Here is a 23,857-nt window from a genome sequence, read left to right as displayed (position 1 = left end):
TCCTCACGCGTCCATTAAGGCCTCAGCCACATCCAGCATTCGACATGAAAAACCCCACTCATTATCATACCAGGCCAACACCTTCACCAATCGTCCATTGGTGACTTTGGTGACACCGGCATCAAAAATCGAAGAATATGGATTATGGTTATAATCAACTGATACTAAGTCTTCTTCACTGTAAGCCAAAACGGCTGATTGTGCGGCTGCGGATTTTACCACTTCATTGACAGCTTCTACAGAAGTTTCACGGCTTGCCATAAAAGTTAAATCCACTGCTGAAACATTTATCGTAGGAATCCGCATGGCATAACCATCTAAGCGGCCATTTAATTCCGGTAAAACCAAGCCAATGGCTGCAGCTGCACCGGTTTTTGTGGGAATTTGACTCATGGTCGCTGATCGTGCCCGGCGCAAATCACTGTGATAGGTATCACTGAGCACCTGGTCGTTGGTATAGGCGTGAATTGACGTCATCAACCCTGAATCTATACCAATGGATTGATGCAAAGCCTGGGCCAGAGGCGACAGGCAATTGGTGGTACAAGAGGCGTTAGAAATCACTTGATCGCTACTTTTCAAGGTGTCATGGTTAACACCAAAAACAACCGTATTATCAATCTCTCCATGAGCCGGTGCGGAGATAATGACTTTCTTAGCGCCTGCATCAATATGCTTCGCCGCCAAACTACGCTTTCTAAAAAGCCCAGTACACTCCATGACAACATCAACATCCAAAGATTTCCATGGCAATTGAGCGGGATCCTTTTCATGATATATGTTTATGTCATCTCCGTTTACAGTCATGACATTGTCTTGCTGCGAGACGTCTGCATTAAATCGGCCGTGTGCTGTATCATATCGGGTTAAATGAGCCATGGTTTTGGCATCACCAAGATCATTGATGGCAACGACTTTTATATCGTGTTTATCAAGCTCATACAAAGCCCGTAAAATACAACGACCAATACGGCCGTATCCGTTGATTGCTATTCTTATTGTCATTATTGCGTTCCTTTTAGGGTAGTTATCTTATCTAATGCTAAAAGCTGATATTTCAACATAAATAAGCATGGTTGGCTCGGAAATTGGATTGTTTACTCTAATATTTTAATTAAAATGGTCAATAACCACAAATTTTTGTGAGGAGAGTCACCATGAGAAATAATTCTATAATAACGAAACGCGGTTTCTGTGCAAGAATTTCCGACAAAAAAGCCATCAGAGAAAGTTTAGCGCCGTTTGCGCCTTTTCCTGAAGCTTTGAATCAAGACACAGAACATCAAACCACGTCCAAAAAATCAAAAAAAAGAATTAACTAACATTACATTCTTTACCCACAAAAAAAACCCGGCAAGTTAACACCAGCCGGGTTTTTTTATGTTAACAGCAATCGATTTAACCCGATTCACTATTAATTCATAAGTCTGTCACGCAACACTTAATCGACCGTGGGCAAGTCATCATTGCGCAACTTCTTAAAATACTGTTTTAACTCACGTTTAACCACCGGCGCTAAGAAATATAAACCAATGATATTAGGAAAAGACATGGCAAATATCATGGCATCAGAAAACAGAATGACCCCCGACAGATTCATGGAAGCACCGAGCACCACAAACACCAGAAACATGACATTGTAAACCGTTTCTTGCTTTTTACCCGGACCGAACAAGAAAGTAAACGCACGTAAACCATAATAAGACCAGGCCAACATGGTGGAAAACGCAAACAACACAACAGCCAAGGTCAATACATATGGAAACCAAGAAACATTACTGGCAAAAGCCGCAGAAGTGAGTTCAATGCCTTGAATGGTTTCATCGGAGGCTGCCGGAATAAAGCCGGTAATACCAATAACCAAAGCAGTTACGGTACAAACAATGACGGTATCAATAAAAGGTTCATACAAAGCCACCAAGCCTTCTGTGATGGGCTCATTGGTGGTCACCGCTGAATGGGCAATGGCTGCAGAACCAATACCGGCTTCGTTAGAAAATGCCGCACGTTGGAAACCGACAATCAAAACCCCAATCACACCACCAAAAGCCGCTTTGGCATCCATGGCACCATAATAAATGTCACTAAACGCTTCCGGCACATGTTGGTAATTCATACCAATAATCACCAAACCGGTCAGCACATAAATAATGCCCATAAAAGGCACTAATTTAGAGGTCACTCTGGCAATACCTTTAATGCCGCCAATGATGGTGATACCCACAAAAGCCGCCACAATCACGCCGAATAACCAACCGTAACCAATTAAGAAACTGTCTTCGCCGCCGGTGATGCTCACCACCTGCTGAAACGACTGGTTGGCTTGGAACATATTGCCGCCGCCAAAAGAGCCGCCAATACACATAATGGCAAAAAAGATGGCTAAAAACTTACCAATTTTAGGAAACCCTCGCTCGCTAAATCCTTTGGTTAAATATTGCATTGGCCCACCGTGAATGGTGCCATCGGCCAATACCGTTCGGTATTTAACGCCCAAGGTACATTCAACGAATTTGGTTGACATGCCTAAAAATCCGGCCACAATCATCCAAAAAGTGGCACCGGCACCGCCTAAACTCACAGCCACCGCCACCCCGGCAATATTACCTAAGCCAACAGTACCTGATAAAGCCGTCGATAGCGCCTGAAAGTGAGTCACCTCACCATCGGCATCATGATGATCATATTTACCACGAATTAAATCAAAACCATGACGAAAAGATCGCATGTTGACGAACTTGTAATAAAACGTGAAGAAAATAGCCGCCACGATTAACCAGATCAGCACCAAAGGCACAGAACGTCCACCGAAAAATGGCACCTCAACAAACACCACACCGGCAATGGCATCGGCCACCGGCTGTACAATTTCGTTAATTTTGTCGTCAGCTTTAATCGCCCACGCAGGTGTTCCCACCATCAATAATAAGTAAGGTAAAAGTTTTTTAAAAATCATTAATACTGTTCCCGTTTTTTTAGTTTTAGTGATGTCTCTACCCGCCGCATTTAAGACATCGGGCAATAAATCGATGGCTCATCTTAACTGTTTTTTTTAACGGTATGTAGCGGTAAACCTATTTTTTTAAATTAATCAACAACTCATCACCCAGTTTAAAATCATACCTATTGGCTAAGCCGGCATTAATCTCTAGCACATATTGTGCCGCATACTTACTTGGATAATTTGGACAACGCGTTGTGGTGCTTCGACAAGGTGGCACATCGGCTTGAATACTCACCAGTTTTTTGTGTTGATTGAAATATAAAATATCCAGAGGAATCAAGGTATTTTTCATCCAAAAAGCCCGCGGTTGGCTATCAGGAAAAATAAATAACATGCCGACATCCTCAGGCATAGATTCCCGATACATCAGGCCCATGGCGCGACTGTTATCATCATCAGCAACAGTGACCTGAAAGGCAACACCATTAATACTGACCCGATCAGGCAAGGACTGGCAAGCACTTAGTAACAGAATGAGTGTCATTAAAAGGCTGGTTTTATACATTTTTTCATTGTTTTTTTATACAGCATACTGGAATTTATCACTTAACAAGGCTAAACTCAATAAACTGTTTACTGTTGAGAAAATTGAGTGGATATTGCAGAACTATTGGCTTTTACAGTCAAAAATAAAGCCTCAGATTTACACTTGTCGGCGGGATTACCACCGATGATACGGGTTGATGGTGACGTACGGCGGATTAATTTACCGCCACTTGAGCACAAAGAATTGCACGACATGATTTACGATATCATGAATGATTACCAACGCAAGGAGTACGAAGAAAACTATGAAATTGACTTTTCTTTCGAGATTCCCGGTATGGCTCGATTCCGTGTTAATGCCTTTAATCAAAACCGTGGTTGCGGCGGCGTATTCAGAACCATTCCCACCGAAATTTTAACCTTTGAAGATCTTAATTGTCCGGCTATTTTTAAAGACATCATTGACGTTCCACGCGGTTTAATATTGGTCACCGGCCCCACCGGTTCCGGTAAATCAACCACCTTAGCGGCCATGATTGACTACCTCAACAAAAAAGAACACGGACATATTTTAACCATTGAAGATCCGATTGAATTTGTTCACACCAGCAATAAGTGTCTGATCAACCAACGTGAAGTTCACAGGGACACCAAGAGTTTTGAGAACGCATTACGCTCCGCACTTCGTGAAGACCCGGATATTATTCTGGTGGGTGAGTTACGTGACTTAGAAACCATTCGTTTGGCATTAACAGCAGCTGAAACCGGTCACTTGGTATTCGGCACCTTGCACACCACCTCAGCGGCTAAAACCATTGACCGTATCATTGACGTTTTCCCCGCAGGAGAAAAACCCATGGTGCGTTCTATGTTATCAGAATCATTGCGAGCGGTGGTGGCACAAACCTTGATTAAACGCGTGGGCGGCGGTCGAATTGCAGCCCATGAAATCATGATCGGAATTCCGGCCATTCGTAACTTAATTCGAGAAGACAAAGTGGCACAAATGTATTCATCCATTCAAACCGGCCAAGCCATTGGTATGCAGACTTTGGACCAATGTTTAAAAGATTTGGTTAATCGCGGTCTGATTGGCAAAGCACAAGCGCGTTCGCGAGCTGTGTCAAAAGCTGATTTTGATTAATGTGACACCAATTCCAGGAGACAACCATGGACTTTAATTCGTATTTAAAATTAATGGTGCACAAAAAAGCATCTGATTTATTTATCACCGCCGGTTTGGCACCCAGTATAAAAATTCATGGCCGTGTTATTCCCATTACCCAACAACCGTTAACCAAAGCCCAAGCACGGGACATGGTCACCGGCATTATGTCTCCCTATCAAAAAGAAGAGTTTGAACGAACCCACGAATGTAACTTCGCCATTGGAGTCTCCAGTGTCGGCCGCTTCCGGGTGAGCGCATTTTATCAACGCAACGCTGTGGGCATGGTTATTCGTCGGGTGGAATCGAAAATACCCACTTTTGAAAAATTAAAACTACCCGAAGTACTGAAAGAACTGACCTTAACTAAACGTGGCATTATCATTTTTGTCGGTGGTACCGGAACCGGTAAATCGACCTCTTTGGCAGCCATGATTGGCTACCGCAATGTCAACACCACCGGCCACATTATTACCATTGAAGACCCCATTGAATACGTCCATGAACATCAAGGCTGCGTCATTACCCAGCGCGAAGTTGGTATCGACACAGAATCTTTTGAGGTGGCTTTAAGAAACTCTCTGCGACAAGCACCGGATGTGATTATGATTGGCGAGATTAGAACAAAAGAAACCATGCAACAAGCGGTCACGTTTGCTGAAACCGGCCACCTGTGTTTAGCCACACTGCATGCCAATAACGCCAACCAGGCCTTAGACCGAATCTTGCATTTCTTTCCAAAAGACGGTCGTGATCAACTGCTGATGGACTTGTCTCTTAACCTACGTGCCATGGTGGCACAACAACTGATTCCAACTCCTGACGGTACCGGCAGACGGGCGGCGGTGGAAATTCTCATTAATTCGCCCCTGGCACAAGAATATATCCGTAAAGGCAAAATCGAAAAGCTCAAAGATCTGATGAAAAAATCCACCAACATGGGTATGCAAACTTTCGATCAAGCCATGTTCGAGCTGTACCAAGCCGGCGAAATCACCTACGAAGACGCCTTGCGTCATGCTGACTCCGCCAACGAAGTCCGCCTCGCCATTAAACTGTCCCAAGGCGGCGACGCCGACACCCTCTCCATGGGCATGGACGGTGTGGGTTTGGAAGAGGACAAGTAAGGGGAATTTGCGATTCGCTTCTTACAGCAAAGCTGCCATCGATAATTAACTTGGCGCAAACCACAATAATTTGATGAGTCAGCGGCTGATGCGCTGTCGCGCACCAATGGCTGGCTTAATTCAAATTTAGAATACTTGTGCTCATTTAACACCTGTTCTATTGCATGATGCTAAGGCGTAATTGCTATAATAACCACTGATTTTTTTAAGTTAATATTCTTATGGGTTGTTGCGAGCATGAATCGGCCTTATCGGCACGAGATCACCGCCAAAAACGCACTTTAATCTATGTATTGATTATCAATGCGTTGATGTTTGGAGTGATTATTGTGGCCTCCTGGCTGGCCGGGTCCTCGGCTTTATTTGCCGATGCGTTCGATAATTTAGGTGATGCCATCACTTACGCGGTGAGTTTATATGCCGTCAGTCGTTCCAATACGGTGAAAGCCAAAGTGGCTGTTTTTAAAGGCTGTTTGATTTTATTGGGTGGTTTGTTGGTCTTGAGCCAGGTGGTCTATAAACTATTCAATCCGGCTGTGCCTATCTTTGAACTCATGGGCTTGTTTAGTCTGATTGCTTTAGCTGCCAACGCATTGTGCTTATTGCTTCTCAGTAAACACCGCCATGAAGATGTGAATATGTCTTCAGTATGGGCCTGCTCACGCAATGACATAGTTGCTAATCTATCGGTGTTTGTGGCTGCCGCCTTAGTCTGGTTTACGCAATCTGGCTGGCCTGATTTACTGGTCGCGACCTTACTGGCTTTGTATCTGTTACGTTCAGGATTTCAGGTCATTCACAGTGCCCGTGAAAATCTGACACCAAGTTGCCGTATTTAGCTGAGCATTTGTGTAAATCATGTATATTCCGTCTGACTACATAATTAAGGATACCGCTGTTATCAGCGCGTTTGTACAACAGCAGCCTTTTGCGCAAGTGGTGTGTGCCGGCGATAATTTCCCGATTATTAATCACATGCCGTTGTTATATGATGCCGGACAGCGCTGTCTGTGGGGGCATCTGGCTAAAAACAATTCTGATTTAAAGTACCTGAGTAATTCTCGCGTTACCGTGGTTTTCTCAGGTGCACATGGATACATTTCACCGAATTGGTATGATAAACCCGGGGTACCGACATGGAATTACCAAACCGTTCACGCCCGGGGGATTTGTCAGACAGATACATCTGAAAAAATCACCCAGGGGATTGTCGATGAACTCTCAGCGTTACACCAAAAGTCGCTCGGTTTAAGCTGGCGCAATGATTACAATCCGGCCATGTTATCGGCCATTGTTGCCCTTAAAATTGATATTATTGACATGTCTTGTCAGTTTAAACTCAGTCAAGACCGTTCTGCAACTGACCGACAAAACGTCATTAATGCACTACAAGAAAATGGTCAACCCGAACTTGCTGAAGCCATGAAACAAGCCCTCAAGCTTTAACCCGAATATTTCATGTAAATGGTACAAATAACTATATTTATTATCAGTATCAATAATTTAGGTAAATTCCTATAAAATACAGTTTGTACCTGAATGGCTTGAGAAAGAAAATGTCTGCATATCTTGCATAAAATCGCTTAAAACTATGAACAACTAAGCTTGATGCGATATTTATACAATCTATTTTGCCATTTTTCCCTCGATTCCATTTTTACATGAAATATTCGGGTTAAGCATTTGAAGTTATTTTTACAAATTGAGATAACACTTTTTTCGCGTCAGGACAATCCTTTAGTTCTGCCAACAAATGATCAGGGCGCAAACCTTCCGCCTTTAAATCCTCACTGCGTTGTTTGATATATCCCGCCGTAATATCCGCATTCCATTCCGGGTGATACTGCACACCCCAGATAAAATCATGGTAGCGAAATAAATGATTGGCGTCGGCTTCGGTGTGGCCAAAAACCATACTCATCGGCGGTGGACTAATGACGGTTTGTGAATGCGATACCAGCACATCAAACTCAGGTTGCGGCAAAATTTGAAACAATGGGTCCGTGGCGGCTTCGGCGCTGAGGGTACAACGGCTCAAACCCATGCGACGACCTTTGGGGTTATAGCCCACCTCACCACCAAGCATATCAGCCAATAGTTGATGCCCGAAACAAATGCCTAACATGGGAATTTTATGGGACATGGTCTGACGCAACCAGGCTTGGGTTTTTAACACCCAATCATCGCCTTCAGTGACCATGGCTTTAGAGCCGGTAATTAGTAGGCCGGGGTAGTTTTCAAAAGCGTGGTCAATGTTGGGCAAGGTTTCGCCTTTGTGAACGTTCACCACATCGACAACATCACGACTAACCTGCATACCGTCGATAAACCAGTCGGCAAAAGTTTCACCATTGGGGGCGGACAAAGGTACCGGGTCACCGGTTTGAATGATCAAGAATTTGTTTTTCATGCGGTATAGTTATGGGCTGTTGAGCGTTAAATCAATCCATATTCGGCGGCGCCAAACGAATGGCTTCTTCTAAAGAGGTTTGTCCGGCTTTTAATAATTCTGCAATGGCCACCCGCAAAGGTAACATACCTTGGCCATAAGCGATTTTGGTAATGACTTCTGAAGGTGTGTCCTTTTTAATATTTTTTCTGATTTCCGCATCAATGGGCATCATCTCAAAAACCCCGGTACGACCATGATAGCCGGTATTTCGGCATTCGTCACAGCCCACAGCTTCAAAAAGTTCAGCAGGTGGTGATAAATCATAAGGATGAACCATCGACACCCATTTTTCCGCATCCACTTTATGAGGTTTTTTACAATGTGGGCACAACAAACGAATCAACCGTTGCGCAATAATACCTGCCAAGGTACTGCGTAGTAAATAATCCGGCACACCCAAATCCAGCAAACGATTGAGGGCCGACGGCGCATCATTGGTGTGTAGCGTTGATAGCACCAAATGTCCGGTTAAGGAGGCTTGAACTGCCATTTTTGCGGTTTCTAAGTCTCGAATCTCACCAACCATAATGATGTCCGGGTCTTGTCGGAGTAATGTCCGAACACCATCGGCAAAATGCAAACCAATTTTTGGATTCACTTGCATTTGATTCAGTACCGCATCGACCATTTCTATTGGGTCCTCCACCGTGGACACATTAACCTCAGGTGTTGCCAATTGCTTAAGGGTTGAGTATAAGGTGGTGGTTTTACCAGATCCGGTGGGTCCGGTAACCAGGACAATACCATGTGGTCGATTAATCATCCGCTCCCATATTTGGGTCTCGGATTCACTAAAACCCAGATCTCGGTAATTAACCACCACCGCTTCAGGGTCAAAAATCCGCATTACACATTTTTCACCGAAGGTGGTGGGCATGGTAGACACCCGCAATTCAATTTCACGGCCATTTTCCGACAGGGTTTTAATGCGACCATCTTGCGGTCGGCGCTTTTCAGCCACATCAATGCGCGATAAAATTTTAATGCGACTGATTACCGCCGACATCACCGAAGGTGGCAAATCATACACCTTCATTAATTTACCATCCACCCGAAAGCGCACCAAAGCATCATCCCGTTTTGGCTCTAAATGAATGTCACTGGCGCGTTGTTCAAACGCATACTGTAACAACCAATCAACCAGTCCAATGACATGCTGGTCATCGGCATTTATATCTTTATTACCACCAAGCTTGACCAGTTGCTCTAAGTTTAGAATGGGATCGTTGGTTTTACCCAGATGTCTTCGTTTCGCTGATTGTACCTGCCGGTTCACACCATAAAATTCAAACAATAAACGTTGCAAATCAATCGGATTAACATGCACCCGTTCGATTTTTTGATGGTGGATTTTTTGGATATCACTCAGCCAATCAGACTGCGTTGGATTGGCCACGGCAATGCGAATGGTTTTACTGTCGATCGCAATGGGCAATATTTGGTGCTGTCTGGCATATGCCTGAGAAATGACCTGGGTCACCTGATTGACATTGATTTTGGTTGGGTCTATTTTTAAATACGGTATTTTATTGGCCTTCGCCACCCATTGCGTTACAAATTCTAAAGTGATGGGTTTACCATTTTTTTGGTTGGTGATTTTATTGTCAACAATAGCCACATATGGATGAACAGTTCTTGATTTAACCTGTGATTTTTCCAACAAACGTTCAAAAGCCGCCGCTTCGATAATGCCGGCTTTTAACCATTGGCGCGCAATTGTCGCCATAAATTGTACATCAGTGGGGTTCATCAAATAATTTATCCAAATTGGTTGGTTTTAACATTGTAGCTGAATCACCACTGAGATAACAATCATCGCTTAACAACATCAAAACATGACTACAATATTGCGCCACAACATCCAAATCATGACACACCATAATGACTGTCTTTTCTCGGCTTAATGTTTTTAATTTTTTGACCAAAAACCGCTGATAGACCACATCTAAATGATTAAAAGGTTCATCCAACAATAAATAATCACTGTGTTGAGCCAAACAGGTGGCCAATTCAACCTTTCTTCGTTCACCACCGGAAAGCTTTAAAATGGAACGATCTTGTAAATCCTTAATGCGACAATCGATTAACGCTTGCTGCGTTAATCGGTATCGATTTTCAGGGTCATCTGGCCACGGATAACGACCCATTTCCACCGCTTGTGCCACGCTAAAAGCCAAGGACGGTTCTTGTTCCTGCATTAGATATGCCATTTTTTGCGCCCGAGACAACGGATCTAACTGATGTATGTCTACACCATCGACCATAACCTGACCCTGTTCAGGACGCAGAAGCCCGGCCAAACATTGTAAAAAAGTGGATTTGCCGGCACCATTTTGACCAATAATACCCCAAAACTCACCCGCAGCAAATTGGCAGCTTAAGCCGTTAATGACTCGTCTATCCTGCAAAGACACAGTTATGTTATCGACTAACAACATTATATTTTCCGAGACAGAAACAAAAACACCGGCACCCCAACCAATGCGGTAAAAATACCCACCGGCAATTGAATCGGACTTAAAACGGTGCGCGCTAAAGTATCGGCAATCAGTAGAAACAAAGCTCCGGCCAATACCGTCACCGATAATAAATGACGGTGCTGATAACCCACCATAAGACGCACGATATGGGGAATAATCAAGCCTACAAAACCGATGGTGCCGGCTTGCGCCACCGCCATGGATGTTAACAAAGCAACCATGATAAAAATCATTAAGTTTAACCGCTCTGCATGAACGCCGGACTTACGCGCAAACAACTCACCGCGCGCCAGTAAATCTAAAGCTGAGTGTTGTCGTCGCAACAAACCATAACACAAAGCCAAAACCACCAGCATTAACCAACTGGGTTGAGCAAATGACAAATCACCCATTAACCAGAACATCATGGATCGGATTTGCTGACCATCTGCCAACGACAACATAAAAGAGATAATCGCAGCGAAACCAAAAGCCATCACCACGCCGTTTAAGGTCACTTTGTTGGGTCTAATGTGACCATGATAACTCAGTTTTAACACCAACAAAGTGGCCACCAGGGAACCGGCAAAGCCCACTAAAAACAAGGCCTCAGCGGTTAAACTCAGCCCCAGCATAATCACCAATAATTGACAACTGGCGGCACCGCCTGAAACCCCCAATAAATAGGGATCGGCTAACGGGTTTTTAACCAGGTTTTGAATGAGAAGACCCGCTAAAGCTAAACAACCACCAACCAACATGGCATTAAAAGCGCGCGGCAAACGTAATTGCCAGACAATACTGTAAGTGATACTGTCAGCGTTAAACAGCTGTGACAAAGGCACTGAAACTGATCCCACAGCCATTGAAATCAGCAACATCAAAAACAACAAAAGTATCCAAACCCAGGGTTTCATCAACCATTGCTTTGTGTGCATGAGTGCCTGTTTTTAACGCGCTATACTGATGGATAGCACATCTTTACGCGAAATGTTAATGGTGGCATCACCGCTTTTAAAGCGGGTTGAGACCGTCACCTGATTGTCGTTAATGGCTTTTAATGTGCCGAATATCGGGCGTCCGCGTTTGGTTTTGATTTTAACCGATTGACCAATCGCATCTGACCAGTTGGTAAGGGTATATTCTCGTTTTTGCTGGCCACCCACATGGGTTTTTATTTGCCTGATTAGTTCTTTGGGTTTGTTGGCTTGCGCTTCGCGCTCTTCACGTATTTTTTGACGTTGCTCCATATCAACACGCAAGGTCTCAATATCTAAATCCAAATGATCTATTTTAGACAGCTTGATGTCTTGATATTCTTGTTCTCCCAAGGCGGCTTCAATGTCACTGTTTTTGAATAATTCACTCTGTGACCAATCAGCAACTTCAAAAATATACTTGGGCTGCTTTAATTTCAAAATGGCATTGTATTCAACTTGAGGCTGCAAAGAACGTTGGTATTGATTGGCCAATTTTGGAGACATTTCACCACCGGCGTAAACACGTAAAATCTGCTGCAGCGCTTCGCTGCTGTTTAAGCGATAAGCGGCAAAAGTTGACTGCTGATCTTTTCCGCAAAACTGGTTACGTTTCTCATTAAAACCTTGATCAGCATAATAATAATATAAGGTATCTATAATGGTGTCATGGAAGGCCAGACGCTCATCATCATTGGGTCGAATAAGTCCGCCTGACCAGGTGGTGTACCAATTATCGGGACTGTTTATGTTAATGTTAAAGTCAATACTATAGTCATCCTCTAACAAAGCATAGGTGAGCTTAACATCAAAAACCGGCTCTGAACCGTTCATTGCTTGCCATTGCTCACTGGTGAAACTTGGCTCAGTTCCATCGCCACAACCAAAAGCCCCTAAATACCCAAGAACCATCGGGAAATAGTTACTTTTTAGTATGTTATTTTGTAACTCACTTTGTGGATTGACCACCTTCACCTGATTAAAGTTTACGGTCAATTCCGGCGGCAATTTAACCAATAAATCGGTTGATTTTGTGAACAACAAATCACGGGCATCGGTGGTCACAGTGATGGACTCCACGCGAATAATATCCTGATAGCCGCGTGGCTTAAATTGCACACCCTCAATAGAAATATCACCACTAATGGAAGTGCTGTGATCTTGGTAGGTCCAATCACCCAAATGACTCAAATGAGACATTAAGCCTTCAACAAAAAACTCACTGTTCTGGTTAATTCGCCACCAAGGTAAGGCCACTAAAGCGATGACAATAACGATGATAATGATATTTTTTTTATTCATAAGCACATAATACACTACATAATTGGTTCAGCAAAACCACCAAAGGCGGATATTATTATCGTTTGAATTTGCTTCACGGGCAAATCAATATCCGGAAAATTACCCACCTCCTCGTAATGTTCAAAAAAATCAGGATGATCGCGAGGCACTGGCTCTTTTCCCGGTAATAACTCATAGCTTGTGGAATAACGAAATGGCCAGATATCAAAAATCGGCAATTTTCTCGAAATGGTGGCAAAAAACCCACTGACATGACTAAAAAAGGGAATCTGCTCTTTGGCCGCCACCAGCCAACTATTTTCAGGTAACATATCTTGCTCAATACTGGCTGTTAATTTGGCGGCAAATTCTCGGTCATAAATGATAAAACCCGATTCAGTGTTGAGCACATCTGAACGCGGATCAAAGTTATGACTGCCAATCATGGAAATTTTATCATCAATCACAAACGACTTACTGTGCATACCATAACGGGTATGCTCATTACTCTGCTCGGTGGCAAAAAACTGCTCAAGCATCCCGGGTCGCTGTTTAAATTCATAAATTTCCATGCCCAATTTTTTTAAGTAAAAACGTTTATATTTTAAGCTGATGGCATAGACATAAAAAGCATCGGTTGAGGACAGTGAATTAGTCGAAACCTGCAAAATCAAATCGGGATGTTCCTTGCGCAATGTTTTAAACATTTTGCGTGCCTTGCGAGAAAATACCAAATAAGGCGTTTGAATCACTAAATGGTGTTCTGTTTTGGAAAATAAATCATGAAATTTATCAGTCAACTGCTTATTAACGATCCGGGCTTCCTTATTGAATGGTTTATCATGGGTGTCACTAAAGTATTCAACCTCGTCAACCGCCACAAAATCAGCAAAAAATGTTTTCTCGATGTAGCCGTTATCGTTGGCTTGAGCACTCAACGTTTTTGCTAATTTTGGCAACGGCCGATTCCAGTCAGTTTGTGCCTCTTCATTATTAATAATGCGCCTGGCAACATCATTTAAATGGGTTAAAGGTAAAACATGTGGTGACGTCCAAAAACTGTCAAAAGAAACCACAATCTCATTCACCACTGAACCAATTGCCATGACTTCACGGTCTTTATAATTAAACGTACCGTCCCAATCAAAATAACGGCTGCTGTAATTGCGACCGCCAACAATGGCATAACGATCGTCCACCACAAAGGCTTTATTGTGCATGCGTCGGTTTAGATTCGCTAAACAACAGGCGATGGCGGTGGCAAATTCAAAAGTCGAGGTGTGGGCATCACTAAAAACCGGGTTATAAAGTCGAAAATCAAAATTCTCATGTAATGTAGCTAATTCCGCCATTAACCATGAATTGCCCATGGTATACAACTGATCGCCGATAATACTGACCTGAACACCGCGTCTGGCGGCTTTGACCAATTCACTGAGCACCCAATTTCCGGCTTCGTCGTTGTTCCAAATAAAAGTCTGTATATCAATACTTTTTTGCGCCGCACGAATTAAATTTATTCGTGCCAACAATGATTTTTCACCATGATCCAAAATCAACATTTGATTTTTATCGGTCATTTGACTCTTGGCGTATAACTTATTAAAAGCGGTATCTGCAGCACAGGTATCGACTTGTTTAATGGGACAAGTCAGTGCCGTGTCTTTTTTCAATTCTGTGACAGTTTCCGCCTGGCGCAATGTTTGGCGATCGATCTGGCATCCAATCACCAGCAAAAAAGGCATGAAGAACAAACATCGCATTAGATTACTTGAGGACATTAACGTGGTACTTATCAATCGGGAAAAAAGTGGCGACAGCAGCAGCAAAACCTTTGATTTCAGTGAGGTCGATGAAATGGACTGACTTATGATTATGTATGTGCACTTGATCGGCCAATACTGAACGCTCTAAATAATACCACAAAACCCCGCCTGATAATTTACACCACGCCTCTTTACGGGACCATAACCGATAAAAAAATTCATTTTGTTGTGGTTTATCCATTTCTCTCATTAACGCTGTCTCGTCAGGATGAAAGTAGCGTTCTGCCAAGGCCATAAAATGTCTCTTCTTTCCGGAATGTTCAATATCAACCCCAATCACCCCCACATCTGATATTCCGTATAGATAAACCCGTCGACTGTGGCTATAAGAAAAATGGATTGGCGCATCACTGTAAGGCTTTCCATTTTTTGTCCGTTTAATATCAAAACATGTTGATTCCGGGCAAGCATCTTTTAACAACTCATGTAAAATGGCATCACTGTATATCTTGGCTTTTTTGTTTTCCGACTGCGGGTTATGATTTAACCACAACTTTAACTCTTTGTTTGTTTTCACGTTATGTCCGATTCATTACAACAGGTTCAACAATCCCTCTGGCAACACATCACAAATGCCATTCAACATCATGACGGCCTGCCTTTCTCTGATTTTATGCGTATGGCCTTATACCAACCGGGCTTAGGATACTACAGTGCCGGATTAAAAAAATTCGGCGAAGCGGGTGATTTTATCACAGCTGTAGAATTGGGCTCACTGTTTGCACAATCATTGGCTCGACAGTTTGCCGAAGTTATTAAGCAACTTGAGCAAACGGTTATATTGGAATTAGGTGCGGGTAGTGGTCGGTTTTGCTGTGATGTTTTAACCGCTTTAGATGCGATGGACCAGGCCGGCAATCTTCTGCCTGAGCAATACTATATTCTGGAAGTCAGTGCCGATTTAAAACACCAGCAGCAACAACGCGTTAATCAATTGCCCACACATCTTAAGGATCGGGTCAACTGGATTAATGAACCACCAAGCAAAGATTTTAACGGTATAATTTTTGCCAATGAAGTACTTGATGCATTACCGGTTGAGGTTTTTCAGTATCAAGACAACAACTATTATCGCTTAATACTCAATTTAGATAACGATCAACTGGTGGAGCACTGGCACGATTTTCCAAGCGATTTATTGTCTCAAATAAAAGCCAAAAACTTATCTTTAAGCGATGGTTATCGATCTGAATTTATTCCGCACCTCACTGATTGGCTAAAAGCTTTAACCACTCATTTAAATCAAGGTTTGGTGCTATTTATTGACTACGGTTATGGCCGTGATGTCTATTATCACCCCGAACGACACACCGGCACCTTGGTTTGTCACCAGCGACATCAAGCTAATTTTAATCCCTATCATGATGTTGGCGCCCAGGATATCACCGCTTTTGTTGACTTCACCGCGGTCGCAGAAAGTTTAAAGGCGGCTAATTGTGAAGTGGTGGGTTTTAATAACCAAATGGATTTATTAATGGGTCTGGGTGTCGAGAATTTGCTGGCAACCGAAATCGCATACAGCGATTATTATGCGCTTGCCACAGAACTTAAAAAATTAATGATGCCTAACGAGATGGGAGAACGATTTAAGTGCATCGCTGCCTTAAAAAATCTTGACATGGATTTAAGCGGTTTTGCCACCAATCGCCTATACAACCTTTAATGCCTTCTGATAACACCAATTTCATGGCGCTAAGACTTGTTTTTTTAACCAACTAACCGCATGATAAGGGTTTTATTGAACGATAAACACCGTGTTAGATTCTACCCACCAAACGGCCACACTGCCTGATATTGCCCAAGAAGAAAAAGCCCACATCGGTGGTCAATTGCAATGGGTTGGTATGAGTGACATAGAAATGCCCTTGCAGCTCAATGCTGACGTCGATACCATAGCCGGAATTGGTCGTGTTCGCGCTGAAGTTTCTCTGGATGACGCTGCCTCCAAAGGCATTCACATGTCACGCTTATATTTAGCTTGTGACCGTTTGTTCAGCAACCAAAAAATTGATTTTAATCGTCTTTCTGATTTAACCGATGAATTTTTAGACAGCCACCAAGACCTCAGTGAAAACGCATTGGTAGAAGTGGAATCGGATATTTTGTTACGACGTAAAGCTTTGGTCACTGATAATGCCGGGTGGCGCGCCTATCCGATAAAATTATCTGTGGTGCAATGCGCAAAACAAGGCATCTCACGGTATTTAAGCTTTCAGGTGGTTTATTCCAGCACATGCCCATGTTCTGCCGCTTTAGCCAGACAACTAATACAAGATAATTTTGACCAACACTTTGACACCGATAAAGTCGACAAAGCCGAGATTCTCAAATGGCTCGGTAGCACAGATGGTATTAATGCCACACCCCACAGCCAACGCAGCACTGCTGTGATTAAAATCAAACTCAACAATGATCAAAGCCAAGTGCCCATCGAACACTTTATAGAGACTGTAGAAAACACCTTACAAACAGCGGTTCAAACTGCGGTAAAACGAGCCGACGAACAGGCATTTGCGCTGAGAAATGGCCAAAATCTGATGTTCTGTGAAGATGCCGCAAGGCGCATTAAGCAAGCCTTAGAAAAATCCGATTATGTAAAACAATTTCACTTACGGGTGACACATCATGAGTCGCTACATCCACACGACGCCACAGCCGAAGCCTATAGCGAATAACACCTTCGTAAAATCATTAAATTATTGCTATTTTTGCTTGACACCGGCTTTACAGGCTTACGATTAGTGTCGACTTATACACAAGCTGGTTTTTTAAAGATTGATTCAATCAGTTAGCCACCCTGCTTCTCTTTTATGTTCAGGTTACAATTGTAAGTTATTGATTTTACTATTTTATATTGCTTTGGGAACTTTTTAACCATTTTGTCTCAAACCATGACACGACTTTCTTTAAGTCATGATTTTCAGACTTATACACAAAGTTATCCACAGAAAATGTGGATAACTTATAATTTTTTACGCACACACAAGTTTTGGCTTACTGTGAAGCGCTCATTAAATATTTTGATGTTAATAAAAACAGTTATTCATTCCACAAGACAACATAATTTTTAGTATTTATAAATGTCAATGATAAGATATCTGCCATGAGCGATTTCTCCCATTGTATTGTCCAAGTGGCCTTAAAAATTCCTTTCGCCAACACTTTGGACTATCAACTATCCGGTGAAATTCCGACTGACTTAATCGGTCGTCGGGTACGCGTGCCGTTGGGCAAAAACAAATTATTGGTCGGTGTCATTATCGACACCAAAAATAATAGCGACTATAAGCAACTCAAAACAGTCGATACCATTCTCGATGAGCAACCGCTGTTAAACAAAAACAATCTCTTGTTGATTAACAAATCCGCCAAATATTACAAGGTCAGTTTGGGTGAAATGCTGATGACCGCTTTGCCTGCTTGGTTTAAAAAAGTTGATAACCCGGCTATTCCCCAAGAAGTTTGGTTCAAAACCAACGTTGATAGCGAACAAGCCCGACAACAACTTAAAAAAGCCCCAAAACAATGGCAGGTGTTTGATTACATCCAACAAAACGGCCCACAAATGCCGGCGGCACTCAGTCATTTGAGCGCCAGCGCTTCAGCACTGTGCAAACAACTCACCGAAAAAGGCCTATTGCAGCAGTCTGATCGCTCCTTTATCGACAACAAACACATCGAACAGCCGGATTTTATCCTGACAGCGGATCAACAGCAGGTTTTAAACCACATCAAAAACCACAACCATCATTTTAATGTCAGCCTGCTTGATGGCATCACTGGCTCCGGTAAAACCGAAGTCTATATTCGCAGCCTCTTACCGCTACTCGAACGCGGTCAACAAGCCCTGGTTCTGGTGCCTGAAATCGGTCTCACACCACAATTATTCCAGACTTTTTCAAAACGCATCCAAGGCCGGCTGGCGGTGTTTCATTCAGGTTTGTCTGACGGCGCGCGTGCCCGTGTCTGGCAGCAAGCCGGTAACGGCCATGTGGACGTGGTGGTTGCCACCCGTTCAGGTATCTTTACACCGTTTAAAAAGCTTGGCATCATTCTGGTGGACGAAGAACATGATTTGAGCTACAAACAACAAGACGGCGTACGCTACTCAGCCCGTGATTTAGCGGTATTACGGGGCCAAATCGAAGGCATTCCGGTGGTGTTAGGCTCCGCCACACCGGCTTTTGAAAGCCTGCGTCATGCTTTGAATAACCACTATTACTGGCTCACTTTACGCAGTCGCACCAATCAAAAAGCCTTGCCCAAAATCCAACTACAAAACCTCGACAGTCGTAAAACCCATGGTGGCTTGACTCGGCAAACACTTGATGCCATTGAGCAGCAACTCGACAATGGCCATCAAGTTCTGGTGTTCTTAAACCGCCGCGGCTGGTCGCCTAAACTGTTGTGCCATGATTGTGGCTGGATTGCTGAATGCGATGATTGTGATGCTTATTTAACCTATCACAAACATAACGACCGCCTGCTCTGCCACCATTGTCGCAGAAATTACCGCTTGCCGGAATTTTGTCCTGATTGCGGCTCCCAGGAAATGGACACCCTGGGTGTCGGCACTGAACAAGTGGAAACAGCCATACAACAACTTATACCCGACTTCCCTGTGATTCGCTTTGACCGCGATTCGGTGGCGACACCTCGTCAATGGCAACAACAATTAGACCGCGTAAGGACCGGAAATCCCTGTGTCATTGTCGGCACCCAAATGCTGGCCAAAGGTCACGATTTTCCAACATTATCATTGGTGGTGGTGGTCAATGTTGATAACAGTTTCTATTCCACCGATTTTCGCGCCGAAGAATACCTGGCACAATTACTGATACAGGTCGCCGGTCGCGCCGGACGCGCCGAAACCACTGGTCAGGTCATTATCCAAACCCACCAACCGAAACACGATTTTTTCCATACACTGTTACAACAAGGCTATGAACAACTGGCGCGCAACGGATTAAAACAACGCAGGGACATGCAATTTCCGCCCTTCAGCCACATGGCCATCATCCGTGCTCAACACCGCTTTGAAGATAAACTCGAAGCTTTTTTACTGGAACTGATCGACGCCATTGGTCAGGATCCGGCCGTCAGTGTTATGGGTCCCTTACCTGCACCCATGCAAAAAAAACAAAAACTGCACCGCATGCAGCTGATTTTAAATGCCAATAACCGTCGCGGCTTACATCAACTGCTGAAGCAATTGCTGAAAAAACACAATCCCACCCAGGGCCCGGTCCGCTGGTTTATCGACATCGACCCGGTCAGCTTTGATTGAAATGTCATCCCGAGTGAGCAAAGCGAGTCGAGGGACCTCCCAACGCTAACGAAATCTATGGGCATCCCTCCTAGCCATTGCAAACACACACCTTAACCCTTAAAATAAACGAATCGAACGATTTGAACGAACCATGGAAAAACTAACCGCCAACACGGCTAAAACACGCTTTGGAGAATTACTGCTCAAAGCCCAAAAATCACCTGTGCAAATTGACAAAAACGGCCGGCCTGTGGCTGTTGTTATGTCCATTGAAGACTATCAAATAACCGAGCAGATTAAACAGGAATTACTCCAAAAAAGACTCAAAGCAGCCCACCGGGAAGTTAAAGCCGGCCTTTATGAACCTGCTGATGACGTTTTTGAATCACTTTCGGTTAACGAACCGAATCCATGAGAGCACTATACATAACTCGGCAAGCTAAAGCCGAGTTAGCCGCCATCCAATCCTACACGATTCACAACTACGGCCATCAACAAGCTAGAAAGTACCTCGCCTCAATCCGAAAAACCTGTCAACTTATTCAAGCCAATCCGCGTATCGGTCATCATAAAGTTGACTTCAAAGAACCAACTTACGCCTTTACCGTCGAAAATCATGTGCTTTACTACAGCTTCGATGACAAACAAATTTTTCTCCTGACGGTACTACATCAAAGCATGCTCCCCAATAATTACCTCAAATAAATTAGGTGTCTCCAGTGAACTTCAACCAATCTTAAAATTTTGGCCCCCCACTAATCATTGCAAACAACCCACCACTCTTCTAAAATAAATCATTATCAGTCTTTTACTGCGACGTCCTCGGGCAACGACCCGGGGACTTAGTGTAGTGTATTGAACTAATATGCCCTATGAGTGAATCATAAAATAGTCAGCTACAAGGCTTGTTTTCGCAGTAATAGTTAGTCTTATTGCCAGAAAACATAACGCCGTAGATGGCTGTTTTAGGGTTCACCCTTCGGGAGACCGCCACAAGCCTCATTACGGCGTTATCGTTCTTGATAAGGACTATGGCCATTATCTGCAAACGATGCCTTGTTATGAGACTTGTGACGGTCTCTCATAGAGCATATTAGTTCAATACACTACACGAGTTTGCGAAGCAAACAAGCGAAGCTTCTTGAAAATAAAAATAACACAATGACCACACTCTCTGAAATGGACACGTTTCACCGTACGGTGATTAATAAATTCCAAATTTATAACAGCTTGTTTTTAAACCTGCCCTTTGACCAGGTGCATCAGGTGGGTGTGCTTTTGCCGCTTCTAAACCAGCATTGCCAAACAGGCTACCAAAACCAACAAAGCCCCAAGCAAATCATTGAAACATTCTTTAATCACCATGTCCCGGGACAGAGCGAAGATGAACGTATTGTGGTGCTGTTTAAGATGATTCAATACATCGAGCGTCAGATTGTACTGTTTGATGCCATCGAAGAAGCCGCCTTTACCGATAACAATGCCCTTGACGGGCCCGGCAGTGTGCCGATGTTGTCCCAGCGCAGTGCATTTTTACACAAAACCACCGAGCTCAAAGAAAAACTCAAACATTACCATGCCCGCATTGTGCTCACTGCCCACCCCACCCAGTTTTATCCCGGGCCGGTACTTGGTATCATCACAGAATTGTCACAAGCGATTAAAGACAACAACTTGGGCGAGATTGAAATGCTGTTGCAGCAACTGGGCAAAACACCGCTTTACAGCAAACAAAAACCGACACCTTTCGAGGAAGCCGTGAGTCTCACCTGGTACTTAGAAAATGTTTTATACAAAGCCATACAAGACATCAACAAACGCCTGGAAAACAACCTCTATAACGATGGCGAGTTACCGACAAACGCCTTTATCGAAGTGGGTTTCTGGCCAGGCGGTGATCGCGACGGCAACCCCTATGTGACCGCCGACACCACCCGTAAAGTGGCACGACGTTTGCGCAGCAGTATTTTAAAATGTTATTACCGACATGTCCGTGATTTAAAACGCCGCCTGACCTTTAAAAATATTGAAGATCAAGTCAGCCGCATTGAACAAAGACTGTACATCGGCGGCTTCACCAACCCCGAACATGATGACTACAGTGCCGAGCAATTATTGACTGACCTTAAGCGCATTAAAAGCGACTTAATTACCGACCACCAAGGTCTGTTTGTCGATCAGGTTGAAGCCCTGATTCGTCAGGTGCAGAGTTTCGGTTTCCATTTTGCTGCGCTCGATATCCGCCAGGATTCCAGGGTGCTAACTGCAGTCCACGAGGTGCTCAATAACAGCCGCGAAAACAGCGATGACTTACCGGTTGAAGACACCCTTGCCAGTATGCAAGCCATGCACCAGATCCAACAAAGCAACGGCAAACCCGCTTGTCAGCGTTACATCATCAGTAACTGCCAGTCAGTGGCGCATGTGAAAACGGTCATGGACTTAATGCACAAAGCCGATATGCCCAAGCCCTTGCCGGTGGACATTGTGCCCCTATTTGAGACCATTGAAGACTTGCGTGTTGCCCCCGAAGTGATGGCGACTTTATACACAGACCGTGAATATGGCGCACACCTTAATAAAAGAAATAAGCAGCAAACCATTATGCTGGGCTTTTCCGACGGCACCAAAGACGGTGGTTATATCGCTGCCAATTGGGCCATTTTAAAAGCCAAAGAAGCCCTGTCGAAAGTCGCTAAAGAACATGGCATCACAGTCATATTTTTCGATGGCCGCGGTGGCCCTCCGGCCCGTGGCGGTGGTGAAACCCATCAATTTTATGCCTCTTTAAGTCCGCATATCCAGAACCATGCCACCCAATTAACCATTCAGGGCCAAACCATTTCCTCGAATTTTGGTAACCCCGACACCGCCCAATACAACCTCGAACAACTGTTGAGCGCCGGTGTCTTTAATGCCATCAATCCGCCCACAGAAGCCTGGCACGATGACGCCTATTCGCTGTTACAGCAACTCGCTGACATCAGCTTTGATCATTACCAAGCCTTTAAAAACCATCCGGATTTTGTGCCTTATCTGGAACAAATCAGCACCCTCAAATACTATGGTCAAACCAACATCTCCAGTCGCCCCACCAAACGTGGCGATGATAAGGCCGGCCTGGTATTTGAAGATTTACGCGCCATCCCCTTTGTCGGCGCCTGGAGCCAACTGAAGCAAAACGTGCTGGGTTATTACGGCGTTGGTACCGCTTTGCAGCAGCTGATTGACGGGCATCGATTAGCCGATTTACAACAGCTTTATACTAATTCCGGCTTTTTCAAAACCCTGATGGACAACTGCATGATGTCACTGGCTAAATCCTACATGCCACTGACCGCCTATCTCGAACAAGACCCGCGCTTCGGTGATTTCTGGCGTCTCATCAAAGACGAATTCGAACGCAGTCGCGAATGCTTACTGGCCGTGTCCCAACAAACAGAACTGCTGGCCGACCAAAAACGCCGCAACGCCTCCATCCAAATCCGTGAACGCATCGTACTGCCACTCCTCACCATCCAGCAATACGCCCTACAAACCATTGAAGAACTCAAAAAACAAAACGCCGATCCCAAGCTCATCCAAACCTATGAAAACATGGTCACCCGCTCCCTATACGGCAACATCAACGCCAGCCGCAACGCGGTATAAAGCGACGAAAGTCGTCCCGAGCGCAGCCGAGGGATCTCATGAAGTAATCCACAATCCAAATTCACCGCGTCATCCTCGGACTTGATCCGGGGATCCAGTGAGTGCAACGAACAAAAGCGCAGCTTTTCAATATTTTTTGAGAGCCATTCCGAGTTCAACC

General features: G+C 44.1%; 21 protein-coding genes. 11 read left to right on the top strand and 10 right to left on the bottom strand.

All coding sequences use genetic code 11. The features are described 5' to 3' along the window. Positions 1–3: 3 nt before the first annotated feature. Positions 4–1,005, bottom strand: coding sequence for a type I glyceraldehyde-3-phosphate dehydrogenase (gene gap, locus OS173_RS09830; RefSeq protein ID WP_267184112.1), 1,002 nt, complete (start codon positions 1,003–1,005; stop codon positions 4–6). A gap of 152 nt (positions 1,006–1,157) precedes the next feature. Here gap and OS173_RS09825 point away from each other — a divergent pair, with 152 nt between their 5' ends. Continuing rightward, the gene (locus tag OS173_RS09825; protein ID WP_267184111.1) at positions 1,158–1,322 is read left to right on the top strand and encodes a hypothetical protein; all 165 of its coding nucleotides are present in this window, start codon (positions 1,158–1,160) and stop codon (positions 1,320–1,322) included. 119 nt (positions 1,323–1,441) lie between these two features. Here OS173_RS09825 and OS173_RS09820 read toward each other — a convergent pair whose 3' ends face one another. Both OS173_RS09820 and OS173_RS09815 read right to left on the bottom strand, forming a co-directional pair. Beyond that, a complete protein-coding gene (locus OS173_RS09820; RefSeq protein WP_267184110.1) occupies positions 1,442–2,956 on the bottom strand; it encodes an alanine/glycine:cation symporter family protein in 1,515 nt (504 codons plus the stop codon). 118 nt (positions 2,957–3,074) lie between these two features. Beyond that, a complete protein-coding gene (locus tag OS173_RS09815; RefSeq protein WP_267184109.1) occupies positions 3,075–3,488 on the bottom strand; it encodes a DUF192 domain-containing protein in 414 nt (137 codons plus the stop codon). A gap of 108 nt (positions 3,489–3,596) precedes the next feature. Here OS173_RS09815 and OS173_RS09810 point away from each other — a divergent pair, with 108 nt between their 5' ends. From OS173_RS09810 to OS173_RS09795, 4 genes are all read left to right on the top strand, one after another. Then, positions 3,597–4,634, top strand: a complete 1,038-nt coding sequence (locus OS173_RS09810) for a type IV pilus twitching motility protein PilT (protein WP_267184108.1) — start codon at positions 3,597–3,599, stop codon at positions 4,632–4,634. Between the two features lie 26 nt (positions 4,635–4,660). Then, positions 4,661–5,782: a PilT/PilU family type 4a pilus ATPase gene (locus OS173_RS09805; RefSeq protein ID WP_267184107.1), complete on the top strand. Its 1,122-nt coding sequence runs from the start codon at positions 4,661–4,663 to the stop codon at positions 5,780–5,782. A gap of 221 nt (positions 5,783–6,003) precedes the next feature. Then, the gene (locus tag OS173_RS09800) at positions 6,004–6,621 is read left to right on the top strand and encodes a cation transporter (protein WP_267184106.1); all 618 of its coding nucleotides are present in this window, start codon (positions 6,004–6,006) and stop codon (positions 6,619–6,621) included. Between the two features lie 19 nt (positions 6,622–6,640). Then, positions 6,641–7,228, top strand: a complete 588-nt coding sequence (locus tag OS173_RS09795) for an FMN-binding negative transcriptional regulator (RefSeq protein WP_267184105.1) — start codon at positions 6,641–6,643, stop codon at positions 7,226–7,228. Between the two features lie 229 nt (positions 7,229–7,457). Here OS173_RS09795 and OS173_RS09790 read toward each other — a convergent pair whose 3' ends face one another. From OS173_RS09790 to OS173_RS09760, 7 genes are read right to left on the bottom strand one after another with little or no spacing between them, the layout of a single operon-like run. Continuing rightward, positions 7,458–8,192 carry a glutamine amidotransferase gene (locus tag OS173_RS09790; protein ID WP_267184104.1) on the bottom strand — a complete coding sequence of 245 codons (735 nt, stop codon included), beginning with the start codon at positions 8,190–8,192 and terminating at the stop codon, positions 7,458–7,460. 31 nt (positions 8,193–8,223) lie between these two features. After that, positions 8,224–9,984, bottom strand: coding sequence for a GspE/PulE family protein (locus OS173_RS09785; RefSeq protein ID WP_267184103.1), 1,761 nt, complete (start codon positions 9,982–9,984; stop codon positions 8,224–8,226). Continuing rightward, a complete protein-coding gene (locus OS173_RS09780) occupies positions 9,971–10,672 on the bottom strand; it encodes an ABC transporter ATP-binding protein (protein ID WP_267184102.1) in 702 nt (233 codons plus the stop codon). Before OS173_RS09780 ends, OS173_RS09785 begins: the two co-directional genes overlap by 14 nt. Further along, positions 10,672–11,610 (bottom strand): FecCD family ABC transporter permease, encoded by a 939-nt coding sequence (locus OS173_RS09775; RefSeq protein ID WP_267184101.1) that lies wholly within the window; start codon positions 11,608–11,610, stop codon positions 10,672–10,674. Before OS173_RS09775 ends, OS173_RS09780 begins: the two co-directional genes overlap by 1 nt. 33 nt (positions 11,611–11,643) lie before the next feature. Continuing rightward, a complete protein-coding gene (locus tag OS173_RS09770) occupies positions 11,644–12,972 on the bottom strand; it encodes an LSm family protein (RefSeq protein WP_267184100.1) in 1,329 nt (442 codons plus the stop codon). Between the two features lie 14 nt (positions 12,973–12,986). Next, the gene (locus OS173_RS09765) at positions 12,987–14,696 is read right to left on the bottom strand and encodes a phospholipase D-like domain-containing protein (protein WP_267184099.1); all 1,710 of its coding nucleotides are present in this window, start codon (positions 14,694–14,696) and stop codon (positions 12,987–12,989) included. A gap of 22 nt (positions 14,697–14,718) precedes the next feature. After that, complete coding sequence (locus OS173_RS09760) at positions 14,719–15,294, bottom strand: 4'-phosphopantetheinyl transferase family protein (RefSeq protein WP_267184098.1); 576 nt, start codon at positions 15,292–15,294, stop codon at positions 14,719–14,721. A 3-nt stretch (positions 15,295–15,297) separates the two neighbouring features. Between OS173_RS09760 and OS173_RS09755 the strand changes: the two genes are divergently transcribed. From OS173_RS09755 to OS173_RS09730, 6 genes are all read left to right on the top strand, one after another. Further along, positions 15,298–16,440, top strand: coding sequence for a class I SAM-dependent methyltransferase (locus tag OS173_RS09755; protein ID WP_267184097.1), 1,143 nt, complete (start codon positions 15,298–15,300; stop codon positions 16,438–16,440). Positions 16,441–16,531: 91 nt separating this feature from the next. Next, positions 16,532–17,452, top strand: coding sequence for a GTP cyclohydrolase FolE2 (gene folE2 / locus OS173_RS09750; protein WP_267184096.1), 921 nt, complete (start codon positions 16,532–16,534; stop codon positions 17,450–17,452). A 428-nt stretch (positions 17,453–17,880) separates the two neighbouring features. Beyond that, positions 17,881–20,064 (top strand): primosomal protein N', encoded by a 2,184-nt coding sequence (locus tag OS173_RS09745; RefSeq protein ID WP_267184095.1) that lies wholly within the window; start codon positions 17,881–17,883, stop codon positions 20,062–20,064. Positions 20,065–20,197: 133 nt separating this feature from the next. Further along, on the top strand, positions 20,198–20,461 hold the full coding sequence (locus OS173_RS09740) for a type II toxin-antitoxin system Phd/YefM family antitoxin (protein WP_267184094.1): 264 nt from the start codon (positions 20,198–20,200) through the stop codon (positions 20,459–20,461). After that, entirely contained in the window at positions 20,458–20,751 is a 294-nt protein-coding gene (locus OS173_RS09735) for a type II toxin-antitoxin system RelE/ParE family toxin (RefSeq protein WP_267184093.1), read from the top strand. The genes OS173_RS09740 and OS173_RS09735 overlap by 4 nt, the downstream gene beginning before the upstream one ends. Before the next feature lie 456 nt (positions 20,752–21,207). Further along, complete coding sequence (locus OS173_RS09730) at positions 21,208–23,697, top strand: phosphoenolpyruvate carboxylase (protein ID WP_267184092.1); 2,490 nt, start codon at positions 21,208–21,210, stop codon at positions 23,695–23,697. The last annotated feature ends 160 nt before the right edge of the window (positions 23,698–23,857 follow it).

It is taken from the genome of Marinicella gelatinilytica (assembly GCF_026410405.1).
Lineage (GTDB): Bacteria > Pseudomonadota > Gammaproteobacteria > Xanthomonadales > Marinicellaceae > Marinicella > Marinicella gelatinilytica.
This window is presented reverse-complemented; position numbering and strand designations above follow the sequence as displayed.